This window comes from Sphingomonas sp. HITSZ_GF (assembly GCF_029543155.1).
GTDB lineage: Bacteria > Pseudomonadota > Alphaproteobacteria > Sphingomonadales > Sphingomonadaceae > Sphingomonas.
Genome location: NZ_JARQXA010000001.1, coordinates 698,108 through 714,392 on the forward strand (window position 1 = coordinate 698,108; position 16,285 = coordinate 714,392).

18 protein-coding genes are annotated in these 16,285 nt (G+C 68.2%); 8 read left to right on the plus strand and 10 right to left on the minus strand.

Going from position 1 to position 16,285, the window contains the following annotated elements; genetic code table 11:
* Positions 1-44 precede the first annotated feature (44 nt).
* From ilvD to P6144_RS03435, 4 genes are all read left to right on the plus strand, one after another.
* Positions 45-1,766, plus strand: coding sequence for a dihydroxy-acid dehydratase (gene ilvD / locus P6144_RS03420; RefSeq protein WP_277766303.1), 1,722 nt, complete (start codon positions 45-47; stop codon positions 1,764-1,766).
* 90 nt (positions 1,767-1,856) lie between these two features.
* Positions 1,857-2,288 carry a hypothetical protein gene (locus P6144_RS03425; protein WP_347275118.1) on the plus strand — a complete coding sequence of 144 codons (432 nt, stop codon included), beginning with the start codon at positions 1,857-1,859 and terminating at the stop codon, positions 2,286-2,288.
* Positions 2,285-3,679, plus strand: coding sequence for an NAD(P)H-hydrate dehydratase (locus tag P6144_RS03430; protein WP_277766304.1), 1,395 nt, complete (start codon positions 2,285-2,287; stop codon positions 3,677-3,679). Before P6144_RS03425 ends, P6144_RS03430 begins: the two co-directional genes overlap by 4 nt.
* Complete coding sequence (locus P6144_RS03435; RefSeq protein ID WP_277766305.1) at positions 3,670-4,860, plus strand: class I SAM-dependent RNA methyltransferase; 1,191 nt, start codon at positions 3,670-3,672, stop codon at positions 4,858-4,860. The genes P6144_RS03430 and P6144_RS03435 overlap by 10 nt, the downstream gene beginning before the upstream one ends.
* 112 nt (positions 4,861-4,972) lie before the next feature.
* On the opposite strand, the gene truA is transcribed toward P6144_RS03435, so the two are convergent.
* Together truA and fmt are read right to left on the minus strand one after the other, a co-directional pair.
* Positions 4,973-5,716: a tRNA pseudouridine(38-40) synthase TruA gene (gene truA / locus P6144_RS03440; RefSeq protein ID WP_277766306.1), complete on the minus strand. Its 744-nt coding sequence runs from the start codon at positions 5,714-5,716 to the stop codon at positions 4,973-4,975.
* Complete coding sequence (gene fmt, locus P6144_RS03445) at positions 5,713-6,672, minus strand: methionyl-tRNA formyltransferase (protein ID WP_277766307.1); 960 nt, start codon at positions 6,670-6,672, stop codon at positions 5,713-5,715. The genes truA and fmt overlap by 4 nt, the downstream gene beginning before the upstream one ends.
* Before the next feature lie 144 nt (positions 6,673-6,816).
* Here fmt and recR point away from each other — a divergent pair, with 144 nt between their 5' ends.
* The 4 genes from recR (at position 6,817) to P6144_RS03465 (ending at position 10,319) form a co-directional block, all read left to right on the plus strand.
* On the plus strand, positions 6,817-7,413 hold the full coding sequence (gene recR / locus P6144_RS03450) for a recombination mediator RecR (protein ID WP_277766308.1): 597 nt from the start codon (positions 6,817-6,819) through the stop codon (positions 7,411-7,413).
* 156 nt (positions 7,414-7,569) lie between these two features.
* Positions 7,570-8,097 carry a peptide deformylase gene (gene def, locus P6144_RS03455; protein ID WP_277766309.1) on the plus strand — a complete coding sequence of 176 codons (528 nt, stop codon included), beginning with the start codon at positions 7,570-7,572 and terminating at the stop codon, positions 8,095-8,097.
* A gap of 205 nt (positions 8,098-8,302) precedes the next feature.
* Positions 8,303-9,580 carry a DNA recombination protein RmuC gene (locus tag P6144_RS03460; protein ID WP_277766310.1) on the plus strand — a complete coding sequence of 426 codons (1,278 nt, stop codon included), beginning with the start codon at positions 8,303-8,305 and terminating at the stop codon, positions 9,578-9,580.
* Between the two features lie 55 nt (positions 9,581-9,635).
* Positions 9,636-10,319 (plus strand): tetratricopeptide repeat protein, encoded by a 684-nt coding sequence (locus P6144_RS03465; RefSeq protein WP_277766311.1) that lies wholly within the window; start codon positions 9,636-9,638, stop codon positions 10,317-10,319.
* 46 nt (positions 10,320-10,365) lie between these two features.
* Here the strand turns inward: P6144_RS03465 and P6144_RS03470 are convergent, their stop codons facing one another.
* From P6144_RS03470 to P6144_RS03505, 8 genes are all read right to left on the minus strand, one after another.
* Positions 10,366-11,061: an META domain-containing protein gene (locus P6144_RS03470; RefSeq protein WP_277766312.1), complete on the minus strand. Its 696-nt coding sequence runs from the start codon at positions 11,059-11,061 to the stop codon at positions 10,366-10,368.
* 89 nt (positions 11,062-11,150) lie between these two features.
* On the minus strand, positions 11,151-11,951 hold the full coding sequence (locus P6144_RS03475) for an RNA methyltransferase (RefSeq protein ID WP_277766313.1): 801 nt from the start codon (positions 11,949-11,951) through the stop codon (positions 11,151-11,153).
* Between the two features lie 32 nt (positions 11,952-11,983).
* A complete protein-coding gene (locus P6144_RS03480) occupies positions 11,984-12,256 on the minus strand; it encodes an HPr family phosphocarrier protein (protein WP_277766314.1) in 273 nt (90 codons plus the stop codon).
* Entirely contained in the window at positions 12,253-12,660 is a 408-nt protein-coding gene (locus P6144_RS03485; RefSeq protein WP_277766315.1) for a PTS sugar transporter subunit IIA, read from the minus strand. The genes P6144_RS03480 and P6144_RS03485 overlap by 4 nt, the downstream gene beginning before the upstream one ends.
* Position 12,661: 1 nt before the next feature.
* Entirely contained in the window at positions 12,662-13,585 is a 924-nt protein-coding gene (rapZ, locus tag P6144_RS03490) for an RNase adapter RapZ (RefSeq protein ID WP_277766316.1), read from the minus strand.
* Positions 13,582-14,007, minus strand: a complete 426-nt coding sequence (locus P6144_RS03495) for an aldolase (protein WP_277766317.1) — start codon at positions 14,005-14,007, stop codon at positions 13,582-13,584. Before P6144_RS03495 ends, rapZ begins: the two co-directional genes overlap by 4 nt.
* Entirely contained in the window at positions 14,007-15,587 is a 1,581-nt protein-coding gene (locus P6144_RS03500) for a stimulus-sensing domain-containing protein (RefSeq protein ID WP_277766318.1), read from the minus strand. Before P6144_RS03500 ends, P6144_RS03495 begins: the two co-directional genes overlap by 1 nt.
* Positions 15,556-16,263 (minus strand): response regulator transcription factor, encoded by a 708-nt coding sequence (locus tag P6144_RS03505; RefSeq protein WP_277766319.1) that lies wholly within the window; start codon positions 16,261-16,263, stop codon positions 15,556-15,558. Before P6144_RS03505 ends, P6144_RS03500 begins: the two co-directional genes overlap by 32 nt.
* Between the last annotated feature and the right edge of the window lie 22 nt (positions 16,264-16,285).

Sequence of the window (16,285 nt, forward strand, 5' to 3'; positions counted from 1 at the left end):
ACTATTGCGCAAAACGCCGCTTTCACGACATAGGCTTGCGCATCATGACCAAGCGATTCGACAAGTCCAAGCTCCCCAGCCGCTACGTTTCTGTCGGCGTCGAGAGCGCTCCGCACCGCAGCTATTATTACGCCATGGGCCTCACCGAGGAGGAGATCGCCCGGCCGTTCGTCGGCATCGCCTCGGCGGGTAATGACAGCGCACCCTGCAACACCACGCTCGATCAGCAGGCCGACTGGTGCCGCCAGGGCGTGAACGAAGCCGGCGGCATGCCGCGCCGCTTCAACACGATCACCGTGACCGACGGCATCGCCATGGGCCATCAGGGGATGAAGTCCTCGCTGGTCAGCCGCGAAGTCATTGCCGACTCGGTCGAGCTCTCGGTGCGCGGCCATTGCTATGATGCGCTCGTCACCTTCGCCGGCTGCGACAAGTCGCTCCCCGGCATGATGATGGCGATGCTCCGCCTCAACGTGCCGTCGATCTTCGTCTATGGCGGCTCGATCCTGCCTGGCCGCTACCAGGAGCGCGACCTCACCGTCATCGACGTGTTCGAAGTCGTCGGCCGCTATGCCGCCGGCAAATGCCCGCTCTCCGAAGTCACCGCGATCGAGAAGGCCGCCTGTCCGGGGCACGGTGCGTGCGGCGGCCAGTACACGGCGAACACCATGGCCTGCGTCGCTGAGGCGATCGGTTTGTCATTGCCGAACAGCAACATGGCGCCGGCACCTTACAAGTCGCGTGAAGAGATCGCGATCGCCGCGGGCCGCCAGGTGATGACGCTGATCGAGAAGCAGATCCGCCCGCGCGACATCTGCACCCGCGAGGCGTTCGAGAATGCCGCGCGCATCGTCGCTGCGACCGGCGGCTCGACCAACGGCGCGCTCCACCTCCCGGCGATGGCCAACGAGTGCGGCATCGATTTCGACCTGTTCGACGTCGCCGAGATCTTCAAGTCGACGCCGTACATGGCCGATCTCAAGCCCGGCGGCCGCTATGTCGCCAAGGACATGCACGAGGCCGGCGGCATCTACATGCTGATGAAGTCGCTCGCCCAGACCGGCCTGCTGCACCTCGATTGCATGACGGTGACGGGCAAGACGCTCGGCGAGAATATCGACGAGGTCACCTGGAACCCCGACCAGAAGGTCATCTACGACGCCAAGACGCCAATCACGCCGACCGGCGGCGTGGTCGGTCTGCGCGGGTCGCTGGCGCCCGAAGGCGCGATCGTGAAGGTGGCGGGCATGCATCGCCTCCAGTTCACCGGCACCGCCAAGGTGTTCGAGCGCGAGGAAGATGCCTTCGCCGCGGTCGAGGCCAATGCGATCAAGGAAGGCACCGTCGTCGTCATTCGCTATGAAGGGCCCAAGGGCGGCCCGGGCATGCGCGAGATGCTGTCGACCACCGCTGCGCTCTATGGCCAGGGGCTCGGCGAGAAGGTGGCGCTGATCACCGACGGCCGTTTCTCGGGCGGCACCCGCGGCTTCTGCATCGGCCATGTCGGCCCCGAGGCGGCCGAGGGCGGCCCGATCGCGCTGGTCGAGGATGGAGATGAGATCAGCATCGATGCCGAGGCCGGCACCGTCGATCTCAACGTGCCGGAGGACGTGCTCGCCGAGCGCCGCGCCAAATGGGAACCGCGCCGGAACGATTACCAGGCCGGCGCGCTCTGGCGCTTCTCGCAAAATGTCGGCCCGGCTTATAAGGGGGCTGTCACGCACCCTGGAGCCAGCGCCGAAACCCATGTATTCGCTGATATCTGAACTGACATTCCCCTCCCTGGAAGGGAGGGGCTAGGGGTGGGTGGACGCCTGGCGATACTGAGGCCGGATGCGATGCGCTTGCTGTATCGCGTGTATCGACCCACCCCCGACCCCTCCCTTCCAGGGAGAGGAGCTTGGGCGCTCACCGCGTTCGTCCTCCTCACCGCCTGCAACACCCAGGTCCGTGACAAGGCCGCCGAGGCCCGCAACGAAGCCCATGCCGAGAAGATGGAAAAGGCCGAAGGCCGCGTCGAATGCGCGCCGCCCGGTGCCGAGACCTTCTCCTATGCCTGCACGATCGATCGTACCCAGTCGCAGGACGGGCTGTTCCTCACGCTGCGCCACCCCGACGGCGGCTTCCGCCGGCTGCTGGTCACCACCGACGGGCGCGGCGTGGTTGCCGCCGACGGCGCGGAAAAGGCCGAAGTCACCATTCTCGCACCCGATCAGATCGAAGTCGCGATCGGTGGCGCGCGCTATCGCTTGCCTGCAACCGTGCGCGGGGCCAAACCGGGCGCATGATCCCGCCCGGCGTACCGATCGTCACCGCTGCCCAGATGCGCGCCGCCGAAGAGGCGGTGTTCCGGCGCGAGCCCCAGGAAGACGTGATGGAGCGTGCCGGCGCCGCAGTCGCGCGCGAAGCAGCGCGCTTCGCGCATGGGTCGCCCATCCTCGTCCTGGCCGGCCCCGGCAACAATGGCGGAGACGCCTATGTCGCCGCCCGCCTGTTGAAGGCAGCCGGCCATGACGTCGCGGTCGCCGCCAGTGGCGAGCCCGGCACCGGCGTCGCCCGCGCGATGCATGCGCGCTGGGAGGGGGAGGTCGGCTCGCTCTACCAGGCCCGGCCGCGCCCCGTGCTGGTCGACGGCCTGTTCGGCACCGGCCTGACGCGCCCGCTCGAGCGCGGCATCGCGCCGGTCTTCGCCGAACTGGTCGCGTCCGCGCGCTTCAGCCTCGCGATCGACCTGCCTTCCGGCCTGGCGACCGACAGCGGCGCCGATCTCGGCGCGCCGCGCGGCATCAGCGCGACGCTGGCGCTCGGCGCGCTCAAGCCCGCGCATGTCCTCGATGCCGGGCTCGATCGCTGCGGCCATGTTCTCCACGCCGATATCGGGATTCCGGTCGAGAGTCCGAGGCGCACGGTTGCGCGGCCCCGCCTCGCCGCACCGGGTACGCGTGCCCACAAATATAGCCGCGGGTTGGTCGTGGTGGTCGAAGGCGACATGCCCGGTGCCGCCCGGCTCGCCGCGCATGCCGCGATGGCGGGCGGGGCGGGCTATACGATCCTCGCCGGCGCGGGCGAGCCGGGCGGTGGCCCCGACGCGCTGGTGCGCCATAAGGTCGCCAAAGGCGACGATCTCGCCGATTTCCTCACCGAAAGCCGGATCGGCGCCGTCGTCATCGGCCCGGGCCTCGGCCGCGATCGCCGCGCCGAGGGGCTGCTCAAGGCCGCGCTCGGCGCCAGTCTCCCGCTCGTCCTCGATGGCGATGCGCTGACCCTGCTCGGCAAGTCCGCCACTGCCTGGCTCCAGCGCCGCATCGCCGCCACCTGGCTCACGCCGCATGCCGGCGAGTTCGGCCGGATGTTCGAAGGCGAAGGTAGCAAGATCGAGCAAAGCCTTGCATTCGCTTTGGAATCCAAGGCGGTGATCGTGCACAAGGGCGCCGATACGGTGATCGCCACGCCGCGCGGCGAGGTTCGCGTCCTCGCCCAGGCTTCGTCCTGGCTCTCCACCGCAGGCACCGGCGACGTGCTGGCGGGCACGCTCGCGGCGCAGGTCGCGGCGGGCAACAAAAATGCTGCCGAGGCCGCTGTCTGGCTGCATGCCCGTGCCGCGGCGCTTGCAGGACCGGCGTTCATCGCCGATGCGCTGCCGATGCATCTTCCACAAGCGATCTCCGAATGTCTCTGAGCGAAGTCCTCCGCGTGGCGGGGCGCGGCGAGGGCGTCACCGCCGATGGCCGCTACGTGCCCTTCGCCGCGCCCGGCGACCGGGTCGACCCTCAGGGCGCCGTCACCCCCGGGCCGCACCATCAGGCGCCGCCCTGCCGGCATTTCCCGGAATGCGGCGGTTGCCAGCTCCAGCATCTCGACGATGCCGCCTGGGCCGGGTTCATCGCCGATCGCGTGTCCGCCGCGCTCGCCCAGCACAAGCTCGCGACCGAGATCCGCGCGCCGCTGCTCTCCCCGCCGCGCACCCGCCGCCGCGCCACGCTCCATGCCGAGCGCCGCGGCCGCCAGGTGCTGCTCGGCTTCACCGGCCAGGGCAGCCACAATCTGATCGACCTGGCCGAGTGCCATGTCCTCGATCCCGCGCTGTTCGCGCTGCTGGCGCCGCTCCGCGGCCTGCTCGCCGCGCTGCTGCCGACCTCGCGACGGATCAACGTCCATCTCGCGCTGGCCGATCAGGGCGTCGATGTGCTGCTCGACGGGCTCGAGGCCGAAGGGCTTGCCGCTGCCGAGGCGATCACTGCCTTTGCGCATCGCCACCAGCTCGCCCGCTTCTCGATGGACGAGGGGCTCGGCCCCACGGCGCGCTGGGAGCCCGATCCCGTCACGATCACGCTGGGCGGGGTGCCGGTGCCGTTCCCGCCCGCCAATTTCCTCCAGGCGACGCCCGAAGGCGAGGCGGCTCTGGTCGCCGCCGTCCAGGAGATCGTCGGCACTGCCGGCACCGTCGCCGATCTGTTCGCCGGGCTCGGCACCTTCACCTTCGCCTTCCCCCGGACCAAGGTCTATGCCGCCGAGGCCGCCCGCGATTCGATCCTGTCGCTCAAGGCTGCCGCCGGCCAGGCCCGGCGCCTGGTCTTCGCCGATCACCGCGACCTGTTCCGCCGCCCGGTCACCAGTGCCGATCTCGACAAGTTCGAGGCGGTGGTGCTCGATCCGCCGCGCGCCGGCGCCCGCGAGCAGGTGGCCGAGATCGCCAAGGCTCGGACACCCTTGCTCGCCTATGTTTCCTGTAATCCCAATACCTTCGCACGCGATGCCGAGATATTGTGCGAGGGTGGCTACACGCTCGACTGGATCCAGCCGGTCGGCCAGTTCCGCTGGTCGACCCATGTCGAGCTGGCGGCGCGTTTCAGCAGATGACCGTCACCCCCGCGAAAGCGGGGGCCCATCTCGTGCGGGAGCCACGAATCCAACATCTGTGAGGCGGGTGGGCAGCTCGGGAGATGGGTCCCCGCTTTCGCGGGGATGACGACTAGGCCGGATAATCCGCCCGCAGGAAGAACAGCCCGTCCGACGGCGCATTGAGGCCCAGCGCGGCGCGGTCGCGCGCCTCCAGCGCCGCGGTCATGTCGTCGGGGGTCCAGCGCCCCTGGCCGACCAGCACGATGCAGCCGACCATCGAGCGCACCTGATGATGCAGGAACGAGCGCGCCGAGGCGAACACGCTGATCCGCTCGCCCTCCGCCACCACCTCGAGCCGGTCGAGTGTGCGCAGCGGGCTGTCGGCCTGGCAATGCGCCGAGCGAAAGGTGGTGAAGTCATGCCGGCCGAGCAACCGCGCCGCGCCCTCGGCCATCAGCCCGGCATCGAGCGGCGGGATCACGCGCCAGGTCAGCCCCTTCTCCCAGGTGAGCGGCGCCCGTCTTGTTGAGATTCTATATTCATAATGGCGTGCAACACACGAGAAACGCGCATGCCAATCGTCCGGTACCTCGACGCAATCGAGGATCGCCACCGGATTGGGCCGCACGCGCGCGTTGAGCGCCTCCATCAGCCGGAAGGCGCTGATCGGCTTCTCGATATCGATATGCGCGCGCATGCCGAGCCCGTGCACGCCGGCATCGGTGCGCCCGGCAGCATGAACCGCGGCGCGTTCGCCGGTCACCGCGAAGGCGGCATCCTCGATCGCCTGCTGCACGCTCGGGCCATGGTTCTGCCGCTGCCAGCCCATGAACGGGCGGCCGTCGAATTCCACGGTCAGCGCGAACCGCGTCAAAGCTGGGTTCCCGCCGGGATATTCAGGCCATTCAGAAGCTCTCGTGACGTCATGACGCCGCGCCCGGCGCGTTGGACGAGGGTGGGGCGGATCGCGCCTTCGGCACAGGCGATGGTCAGCTTGTCGTCAATAACCGTTCCCCGGCGAAAGCCGGGGCCCAGGGTTTCAGGCGTAGCGGCTGGTGACTCTGGGCCCCGGCTTTCGCCGGGGAACAGCTGGGCCGCATGCACCCGGAAGCGCTCCCCCTGAAACTCGAAGAACGCTCCCGGTGCCGGATTGAACGCCCGTACCTGCCGCTCAACCTCCACCGCTGATCGGCTGAAATCCAGCCGCGCTTCGGCCTTGTCGATCTTGGCGGCATAGGTCACGCCCGCTTCGGGCTGCGCGATCGGAGGATGACCGTCCAGATCCGCCAGCACCGTCACCATCAGCCGCGCGCCCATCGCGCTCAGCTCGGCGGTAAGATCGCCCGCGGTCTTGCCGTCGATCGGCGTGCGTTCCTCGAGCCGCACCGGCCCGGTATCGAGCCCGGCCTCCATCTGCATGATGCCGACGCCGGTCTCGGCATCGCCGGCCAGGATAGCGCGCTGGATCGGCGCGGCGCCCCGCCAGCGCGGCAGCAGCGAGCCATGGACGTTGAGGCAGCCATGCCGGGGCGCGTCGAGAACCGCCTGGGGCAGGATCAGGCCATAGGCCGCGACCACCGCCACATCGGCGTTCAGCGCCTGGAAGGCCGGCAGCGCCTCGGGATCCTTGCGGAACGAAAGCGGCGTGCGGACCTCGATCCCAAGCGCCTCGGCGCGGGCATGCACCGGCGACGGCGTCAGCGCCTTGCCCCGCCGCCCGCCGGCGCGCGGCGGCTGGCTGTAAGCCGCCACGACGTCGTGCCCGGCCTCGACCAGCGCATCGAGCACCGGCACGGCGAATTCGGGCGTTCCCATGAATATTACTCGCATGGGATGCCCTTAGCCCCAACCGTCATCCCGGCGAAAGCCGGGATCTCAGGCGAAGGCGCGGGGCAGGAGCCGCACGAGATCCCGGCTTTCGCCGGGATGACGGAGTGGTTTCCTTTCTGTTCCCGCGTAGCTACATCCCTCTCCATGGCATCTCCCGAGATCGAAGCGCTCACCCAGGCCCTGTCGCGATTGCCCGGCCTCGGCCCGCGCTCGGCGCGTCGGGCGGTGCTGCACCTGCTGAAGAAGCGCGAGACTGCGCTCGATCCGCTGCTCGCCGCGCTCGGCGCGGTCAGCCGCAATCTCGCCACCTGCGGCATCTGCGGCAATGTCGACACCAGCGATCCCTGCCAGATCTGCGCCGATCCGCGCCGCGACACGCGCTCGCTCTGCGTTGTCGAGGAAGTGGCGGACCTCTGGGCGCTCGATCGCTCGCGGCTGTTCCCGGGCCGCTTCCACGTGCTGGGCGGTCGCCTGTCCGCGCTGGAAGGCGTGCGCCCCGAGGACCTGCGCATCGACAAGCTCGTCGCTCGCATCGCGCAGGGCGGCATCGACGAGGTCGTGCTGGCGATGAACGCCACGCTCGAGGGGCAGACCACCGCGCACTATATCGCCGAGCGGATCGAGACCTATCCGGTTCGCGTCACCCAGCTCGCCCACGGCCTGCCGGTGGGCGGCGAGCTCGACTATCTCGACGAAGGCACGCTGGCCCAGGCGCTGCGGGCAAGGCGGCCGGTGGCCTGATCGTCATGCTGAACTTGTTTCAGCATCCAACTCTCCTCCGACGATAGCCTTTCGAGGCGCGTTGGACCCTGAAACAAGTTCAGGGTGACGAAGGGATTGTGGCTGCGGGGTTTCCCCTCTCTTGCCCGAAAAGCCCCAACGGCCTAAATTGCCCCCATGGCCATTCTACCGATTGTCGAAGTACCCGATCCGCGTCTGCGTCTCATCTCCGAACCCGTCACGGAGGTGAATGACGAGCTGCGCGACCTGATCGCGGACATGTTCGACACGATGTACGACGCGCCCGGCATCGGCCTCGCGGCGATCCAGGTGGGCGTTCCCAAGCGCGTGATCGTGATGGATCTCCAGGAAAAGGAAGACGAGGAAGGCAAGCCGATCCGCGAGCCGCGCGTCTTCATCAATCCCGAGATCCTCGATCCCGCCGAGGAGCAGTCGGTCTATACCGAGGGCTGCCTGTCGATCCCCGAGCAGTTCGCCGATGTCGAGCGGCCGGCCACCTGCCGCGTGAAGTGGCTCGACGAGAATGGCGCCGCGCATGACGAGCTGTTCGAGGGCCTCCTGGCCACCTGCATCCAGCACGAGATGGACCACCTCCAGGGCATCGTCTTCATCGATCACCTCTCGCGGCTGAAGCGCGACATGATCCTGAAGAAGCTCAACAAGGCCCGCCGCGCCGCGGCCTGAGCCAGGCTCTTTGCGAAATCACGGCCGCGGGCGGAAACGTCCGCGGCTTTTTCTTTGGCCGCAAATCGTCCGGGGCCGCAAATTCGCGCTGTCCTACGCGGATCGTTCGAGTTATGTTCCTCGCCGGGCCGCCCTTGCCGGCATGCCCGATCGCGCAATCTTGTCTCTTTTGTGCGCGAGCTTGGTAAAGTTTGGGAGATCTGGGGTGGACGTTCTGGCGCTGGTGATCGCGGTAGCGGCGCTCATTATCGGGCTTGGCCTCGGCATGTTCCTGGGCGGGCGCCCGGCGGCGCAGATGCGCTCGGAGCGCGATGCCCGGGAGGCCGAGTTCAAGGCCGCGGCCGCCGAGCTTGGCCGCGCCCAGATCGAGCTGGCCGGGCTCAAGGCCGAGACCACCGGCATGGAGAGCCGCTTCGCCGAGCTGGCGCACCGCATCCTCGGCGAATCGCAGAAGAGCTTCCTCGATCGCGCCGATCAGCGCTTTGCCCAGGCGGGCGAGAGCAACGAGGCCAAGATGAAGGCACTGCTCGCGCCGGTACAGGAAACGCTCCAGCGCTATCAGCAGGGGCTGAGCGACGTCGAGAAGGAGCGGGTGGGCAGCTATCAGGCGCTGCGCGAGGCCGTGCAGCAGCTCCATGCCGGCCACGCCCAGGTGCGCGACGAGACTGCCAAGCTGGTCAACGCGCTGCGCGCCAGCCCCAAGGCGCGCGGCCGCTGGGGCGAGCAGAGCCTCAAGAACGTGCTCGAGCAGGCCGGGCTGTCGCCCTATGCCGATTTCCAGATGGAAGTCTCGGTCAACACCGATGACGGGCGTCTGCGCCCGGACGTGGTGGTGCGCATGCCGGGCGGGCGCAAGCTGATCATCGATGCGAAATGCTCGCTCAACGCCTTTCTCGATGCGAGCGAGGCGCATGACGAGGCGACCCGCGCCGGCCATCTCCAGGCGCATGCCGCGGCGATCCGTCGTCACGCCGAGCAGCTCGGCTCGAAGAATTATTGGGCGCAGTTCGGCGACGCCGCCGACTATGTGATCCTCTACATCCCCGGCGAGCATTTCCTCACCGCCGCGCTCGAGCAGGACGATGCGCTGTGGGAGTGGGCGTTCGAGCGCCGCGTGCTGCTGGCGACGCCGACCAACCTCGTCGCGATCGCGCGCACCGTCGCCAGCGTCTGGCGGCAGGAGCGGCTTGCCGAGGAAGCCGCGGAGATCGCCCGGCTCGGCAAGGAGCTGCACTCGCGCCTGGCGACGATGGGCAGCCATGTCGCGCGCATGGGGCGCAACCTCGAGCAGGCGACCGGCGCGTACAATGCGATGGTCGGCAGCCTGGAGAGCCAGGTGATGACCCAGGCCAAGCGTTTCGAGGCGCTCGAGGTGTCGAGCGGCACCAAGGAGATCGAGCCGCTGCCGATGGTCGAGACCGCGCCGCGGCCGCTCACCAAGCTCGTCTCGGGCCCGGTCGACGAAGCGGAAGCCGCCGAATAGCCATGGCGTCAAACCCGGGCTAAGGCTGGTCGTGACAAGTCAAAGGGGGATTTCGATGAAGCTGGTTCTCGCGCTCTTGCTCGCCGCCGTGCCCGTCGGCGCTGCCTCTGCTCAGGAAAGCCCGGCGGAAACTGCCCGCAACGCTCGGCTGACCGAGATCATCCAGCTGATCCAGGGCGGCCAGCCGCAAGCGGCGATCGACAAGGTCAACCCGCTGATCGTCGAGTATCAGGCGCTCTATCCCACCGAGAAGCAGAAGCTCTGCAAGGTCGAGGACTATGAGACCGCGGCCTATGCCACGCTGCCCGGCGGCAAGAATGCGGTGCTGGTCGAGGGCGGCTGGTGCATCGCGCTCTGGGCGAAGGGCTTCGCGATGATCGACCTGCAGCAGCTCGACGCTTCGGTGCTGTTCCTCGAGCGCGCAGTGACGATGGCGCCGCTCCACCCGCATTACCTGTCCGAGCTCGGCTATGCCTATCAGGCGCAGAAGCAGTGGCAGAAATCCTACGATGTCTATGCCCGTGCCGTCGATGCGGCGAAGCGCGAGAGCGGCGAGCGCCAGCAGAAGTCGCTGCGCCGTGCCTGGTTCGGCATGGCCTATGACGCGATCGAGATGGGCCGGCTCGACGAGGCGGAGGCGCTGCTGCGCAAGTGCCTGGCGCTGACGCCCGACGACCAGAAGGTGAAGGACGAACTCCAGTACGTCCTCGACCAGAAGGCAAAGAAGAAGACGAGCTAGAAAATGCCCGTTCCCCGGTTTTCGCCGGGGAACAGGGAGCCACGCCTCAGGGCCGGCTGCGGACGAGCGTCAGGGTGCGGCCACGGGCACCGCTGAGTACCAGCTTGCCCTGGCGATTGCTCGACACGGTCAGCCGCTCGCCGAGCAGGTTCAGGATCGCGGTCTCCTGCAGGCTGCGGGCGCGGTCGAGGCAGGCCATGCGGGTGCTGGCCAGCGGCCCGGCGTTCAGCCGGCCGCGGGCGAAGTCATAGCTGCCGTTGAAGCGGTTGCAGCCGGCGTTGCCCGAGATGCGGCCGTTCTCGAACGAGACGGTCGGGTTGGTGCCGCGGACGACCGGGCGCCCATTCAGCGCCTCGATCCGCCAGCTGCCCTCGATCGGGCCGGCGCCGGGCAGGGCACGCGGCTCGCCGCCGCAGCCCTTGTAGGTGCGGCCGTCGATGGTGACGGTCACCGTGTCGGGATAGCTGCGGTCGCTCATGCCGTCGGTGCACCGGACGTGGTTGGTGTTCACGTTGATCCGGCGGGTCTGCCAGATCTCGCCGGCAAAGCCGTGGATCACCCGGGGCGTCGGCACCGATACCGGCGCGCGGCCCGGTGCCTCGAAGCGCATCGTCCTGGCGCCGATGGTCAGGCTCCAGAACGGCTCGGTGCCGGCGGCGCGATAGTCGGCCTGGGCCTGGGCGGCGGCGGGCAGGGCGGTCAGCGCGACCAGGCTGGCGGCGGCGATGGTCGAGATACGCATGGTCACTCCTCTTTCGCGAAGGGGAATGCGCCGGCGCGGCTGAACCGGCCATGGCCGTAACGATTATCGCCCATTCATCTTCCCGGCGTTCAGCTTCGCTGTTGGCCGAGCACCTCATAGGCCATTACCGCAGTGGCGATCGCGGCATTCAGGCTGTCCGCCTTGCCGAGCATCGGGATCTTGACCAGCAGGTCGCAGGCCTCGGCCATGAAGCCGGGCATGCCCTGCGCTTCGTTGCCGGTGAGCAGGAAGGTCGGCGCCTGATAATGCGGTGCGCGATAATCGTGCTCGGTGTCGAGGCTGAGCCCTACCAGCTGGCCCGGCCCCTTGCGCAGCCAGACGAGGAAGTCGCCCCAGCTCGATCGGGCCACCGGCACGGTGAACAGCGCCCCCATGCTGGCGCGCACCGCCTCGACCGAGAAGGGATCGACGCAGTCGTCGATCAGGATCAGCCCGCCGGCGCCCACCGCATCGGCGGTGCGCAGGATCGTGCCCATGTTGCCTGGATCGCGCAGCCGCTCGGCGACCAGCCAGATACCCGCCTTGCTCCGGTCGAGATCGGCCAGCGTGACGGCGAAGTCGGGATAGACGCCCACCACCGCACCCGGATTGTCCTTTCCGGAGAGCTTTGAGAGGATGTCGTTGTTGGTCTCGACCGCCCAGCCGCCTTTGGCCTCGGTCGCCTCGATCAGGGTGCGGACCAGTGCGTGGCCGGCCATATCCTTCGAGAAGAACAGATATTCCGGAACCCGTCCCGCTTCGTGCGCCTCGGTGAGGATGCGCAGCCCCTCGGCGAGGAACAGTCCCTCCTCGCGGCGATGCTTCTTGTCGCGCAGGTTGCGGACGCGCTTGATCAGGGGATTGGAAAAGGCAGTGATTTCGCGAGGCATCGGCCGCCTTTAGCTATTCCGTGCCTGCGAGGCTATTCCTCGTTGAAGCGCGCCTCGACCAGCTCGACGAGCGCTTGCACCGCGCCCTCGGCGCCTTTGCCCTCGGCGCTGATCGAGATCGTGTCGCCCTTGGCGGCGCCCAGCATCATCAGATCGAGGATCGAGGTGCCCGAAGCGGTGTTGCCGTCCTTCTCGACGGTGAGCTCTACCGGCTGGGCGGTGGCGAGCGTCACGAAAGCCATGGAGGCGCGCGCGTGCAGGCCGCGCTTGTTCAGAATCGTGACGTTGCGGATCGTGCGACTCAAGCGGCAGCCTCTCCAAGGACTTCGGATGCGACGGTAATATACTTGCGGCCCGCATCGCGCGCGGCGGCCACCGCTTCGGTGACCTTCATCGTCTTGCGCGCGCTGCCCAGGCGGATCAGCATCGGCAGGTTGATCCCGGCGATCACCTCGACGCGGCCGGCCTCCATCAGCGAGATGGCGAGGTTCGAGGGCGTGCCGCCGAACAGATCGCTCAGCACAATCACGCCGCGACCCGAATCGACGCTCTTGATCGCCGCGGCGATGTCCGCGCGGCGACCTTCCATGTCGTCCTCGGGCCCGATGCAGATCGAGGCGATCTGCTCCTGCTTGCCCACCACATGCTCCATCGCGACGACGAACTCCTCGGCGAGTCGTCCGTGCGTCACGAGCACCAAACCGATCATCTCAAACTCCGCCCCCTGCCACGGTCACCGGGTCCCCCTCCAGCGAGTCCTGCGGCGCGGTCTTGGTATCACGATGCGTCACCGTGGGCGAAAAACCCGCGGCGCGCAACCGCGTGGAAATACGTTCGGCGACATGGACCGAGCGGTGACGGCCCCCCGTGCATCCGAACGCTATCGTAACATATGCCTTGCCCTCCGCCTGATAGCGGGGAAGCAGCAGGAGCAGCAGCGACTCGATCTGTTCCATCGCCGCCGGATAGGCGGGATCGGCGGCGATATAGGCGGAAACATCGGCATCCTTGCCGGTGCCGGGGCGCAGCTCGGGTACCCAGTGCGGATTGCGGAGGAAGCGCATGTCGAACACCAGGTCGGCGTCGCGCGGCAGGCCGCGGGCGAAGCCGAACGACACGACCGAGAGCACCGTCTCGCCCAGGCCTTCGCCGGAAAAGGTGGTGCGAATCTGCTGCGCCAGCTCGTTCGCGCTCAGATCGCTGGTGTCGATCAGCCGATTCGCCCAGCGGCGCAGCGGGGTGAGCAGCTCGCGCTCATGCGCGATGCCGTCCTGCGCCGGGCGGTCCTGCGCCATCGGGTGGCGGCGGCGCGTCTCGGCATAGCGGCGCTCCAGCTCGGCGCCCGAGCATTCGAGGAACAGCGTGCCGACGTCATGCCCCTGTTCCTCGCGCAGCCGCTTGATCCGGCGCACGATGCTCTCGGGATCGAAACCGCGTGTGGTGGTGCCGATGCCGATCGCCAGCGGCCGATCATCGTCCACCTCGGCAGGCGCAGTGTCGAGCAGGCGGTTGAGCAACAGCAGCGGCAGATTGTCGACGATTTCCCAGCCGAGGTCCTCGAGCGTGCGCAGCACCGTCGACTTGCCGGCGCCGGACATGCCGGTGACGAGCAGGATCTGCTTGGGCCTGCTCACTGTGCGAAGGCCTTCAGCGCATAATCCACCTTGATCGGCGCGGCAGGCTCGGCGGGGCCGAGCGCCAGCACGGGGACGGCAATGCCGGCGATATTGCGGAAACGCCGGTCCTCGGGCAGCCGCGGCGCGGCTTCGAGCACTACGACGATCAGCGCAATCTCGGCCTCGGCCAGGCTTTCCATCTCGACCGCACCGATGCCGCGAATCTCCAGTTGCCCGGCGGCGCCGGCAGGTGCCGCGATCAGGCTGTTGGCCCGGCGCGCGCAGGCAGTACGGACGTCGGACACCAGGGTGGCGCCGCGATCGATAAGGCGCAGCAGCAGGTCGGTGCGCTGGGCATCGTCGCGCGCTTCGATCAGCACACCGCGCGCCCCGATCGCCACGCAGGCGGCCTGGATCGTCTCCGAAGAAACTTCTGCCATCACGCGCGTCCCGCCAGTGGCAGATGGACGACGAATCGTGCCCCGCTCAATCGATCCTCCCGCGATTCGACGGAGATGCTCCCCTGGTGGCCCTCGACGATCGTGCGGGCGATGGCAAGCCCCAGCCCGGAATGCTGGCCGAACGCCTCTTCCTGCGGGCGCACGGTGTGGAAACGGCGGAAGATGTTCTCGCGCGCCTCCTCGGGGACGCCGGGGCCTTCGTCCTCCACCCGGATGGTCAGGAACGCGTCGTCACTCGATGCCGAGATCGCGATCAGGCTCTTGGGGGGCGAGAAGGAAATGGCGTTCTCGATCAAATTCTCGAACACCCGCTCCAGCCGTGCCCCTTCGCCGAGCACGGTTAGTTTGACGCCGCGCCCGCGATCGAAGGCGATGCGGATACCGTCGGGGATGCCGCGCGCCTCGCGCTGGTCGAGCAGTGCCTGGATCATCGCGCCGATGTCCACCGGCTCGAAGGTGGCGCGGCTGAGCTGTGCGTCGAGGCGCGACGCTTCGGAGATGTCGGTGATCAGCCGGTCGAGCCGCAGCACATCGTCGCGCACGATCTCGAGCAACTGGTCGCGATGTTCCTTCTTCTTCACCGCCGCCAGGCTGTCGACCGCGGAGCGGAGCGAGGCGAGGGGGTTCTTCAGTTCGTGCGTCACGTCCGCGGCAAAGGCCTCGGTCGCATCGATGCGGGCGCGCAGCGCGCCGGTCATGTCGGAAAGCGCGCGGGCGAGCAGGCCGATCTCGTCGCTGCGGTCTGGCAGGCGCGGCACCACCACTTCGCGGGCGCGGCCCAGCCGCACCCGGATCGCGGCGCGGGCGAGCAGGCGCAGCGGCCGCACGATCGTGCGCGCCAGGAACAGCGAGAGCAGGATCGAGAAGGCCGAGACGAACAGCAGCACCATGCCCAGCCGGAAGCGCTCGGCGCGCACCGTCTGGGTGATGTCGCGGGCGTTCACCGTGGTCATCACCACGCCCAGCTCGGTGATCGGCGCGGCGGCGGTGATAACCGGGGTGCGGTCGGGCGCGCGCCACACGGTTGCGGGCGTGCCATGGGCGGAGAGGGCAGTACGCACGTCGGGCCAATCGAGCCCCATGTCTGCCGGGCGCTCGCGGTAGAGCGGGTCTCGCCCGGCCCCGGCGACCGTGTCGATCACCGCATCGAGGAAGCGCGCTGCCTCCAGCCCCCACGGATCCTTGTCCGGATCGCGCAGCACGACGTTGCGCAGCCCCAGCGCCTTGCTGTCGGCGAGCAATTTGCCCTTCTCGTCATAGAGGCGGATGCGCGTTCCGGTGTCGCGCGCCAGGCTGAGCACCAGCAGGTCGCGCCTTTTCTCTTCCTTGGCGGAGGCGAGCGCCTGGGCGATCAGCCGCACTTCGCGCCCGGCCTGCTCCACCCGGCTGTCGACGATCCGGCTGCGGTACGAATCGAGATAGGAGAAGCCGCCGCCCAGCAGCGCCAGCGCGAAGATGTTCACCGCGAGGATTCGCGGCGTCAGGCTGACGCGATTGGACCATTTGAGCGCGAGGTCGCGCTCGTCCCTATTCGTCCGAGAACCGGTAGCCCGCGCCATAGAGCGTCTCGATAGCATCGAATTCCGGATCGACCTGCCGGAATTTGCGGCGGACGCGCTTGATGTGGCTGTCGATGGTTCGGTCATCGACATAGATGTCGTCCTGATAGGCGGCATCCATCAGCTGGTTGCGGGTCTTCACGATGCCCGGGCGCTGCGCCAGCGTCTCTAGGATCAGGAACTCGGTGACGGTGAGGGTGACGTTGGTGCCGTTCCAGGTGACGCGGTGGCGCGCCGGGTCCATCACCAGCCGGCCGCGCTCGAGCACTTCCGCCGGGGTTTCCTCGCCGCCTTCCGCCGTCGGCTGTGCGGCTTCGGTGCGGCGCAGGATCGCGCGGATTCGGGCGATGAGCAGGCGCTGGCTGAACGGCTTGGCGATATAATCGTCTGCGCCCATCGCCAGGCCCAGCGCTTCGTCCAGCTCGTCGTCCTTGCTGGTGAGGAAGATCACCGGGATCGCACTCTTCTCGCGCAGGCGGCGGAGCAGCTCCAGCCCGTCCATCTTGGGCATCTTGATGTCGAGCACCGCCAGGTCCGGCGGATTGTCGATCAGCGCCTTCAGCGCGCTCTCGCCGTCGGAATAGACGCGCGTCAGGAAGCCCTCGGTCTGCAGGGCGATCGAGACGGAGGTGAGGATGTTGCGGTCGTCATCGACCAACGCGATCGTAGCGGTCATGCGGTTGCGGCACTCGGATCCA

Bases quoted from the DNA above. Each gene is read 5' to 3' on its own strand.
- P6144_RS03505 (WP_277766319.1), bottom strand. From the start codon at position 16,263: ATGACCGCTACGATCGCGTTGGTCGATGACGACCGCAACATCCTCACC.
- P6144_RS03430 (WP_277766304.1), top strand. From the start codon at position 2,285: ATGATCCCGCCCGGCGTACCGATCGTCACCGCTGCCCAGATGCGCGCC.
- P6144_RS03500 (WP_277766318.1), bottom strand. From the start codon at position 15,587: ATGGCGCGGGCTACCGGTTCTCGGACGAATAGGGACGAGCGCGACCTC.
- P6144_RS03435 (WP_277766305.1), top strand. From the start codon at position 3,670: ATGTCTCTGAGCGAAGTCCTCCGCGTGGCGGGGCGCGGCGAGGGCGTC.
- fmt (WP_277766307.1), bottom strand. From the start codon at position 6,672: ATGCGAGTAATATTCATGGGAACGCCCGAATTCGCCGTGCCGGTGCTC.
- P6144_RS03465 (WP_277766311.1), top strand. From the start codon at position 9,636: ATGAAGCTGGTTCTCGCGCTCTTGCTCGCCGCCGTGCCCGTCGGCGCT.
- def (WP_277766309.1), top strand. From the start codon at position 7,570: ATGGCCATTCTACCGATTGTCGAAGTACCCGATCCGCGTCTGCGTCTC.
- P6144_RS03485 (WP_277766315.1), bottom strand. From the start codon at position 12,660: ATGATCGGTTTGGTGCTCGTGACGCACGGACGACTCGCCGAGGAGTTC.
- ilvD (WP_277766303.1), top strand. From the start codon at position 45: ATGACCAAGCGATTCGACAAGTCCAAGCTCCCCAGCCGCTACGTTTCT.
- P6144_RS03475 (WP_277766313.1), bottom strand. From the start codon at position 11,951: ATGCCTCGCGAAATCACTGCCTTTTCCAATCCCCTGATCAAGCGCGTC.
- P6144_RS03495 (WP_277766317.1), bottom strand. From the start codon at position 14,007: ATGGCAGAAGTTTCTTCGGAGACGATCCAGGCCGCCTGCGTGGCGATC.
- P6144_RS03470 (WP_277766312.1), bottom strand. From the start codon at position 11,061: ATGCGTATCTCGACCATCGCCGCCGCCAGCCTGGTCGCGCTGACCGCC.
- recR (WP_277766308.1), top strand. From the start codon at position 6,817: ATGGCATCTCCCGAGATCGAAGCGCTCACCCAGGCCCTGTCGCGATTG.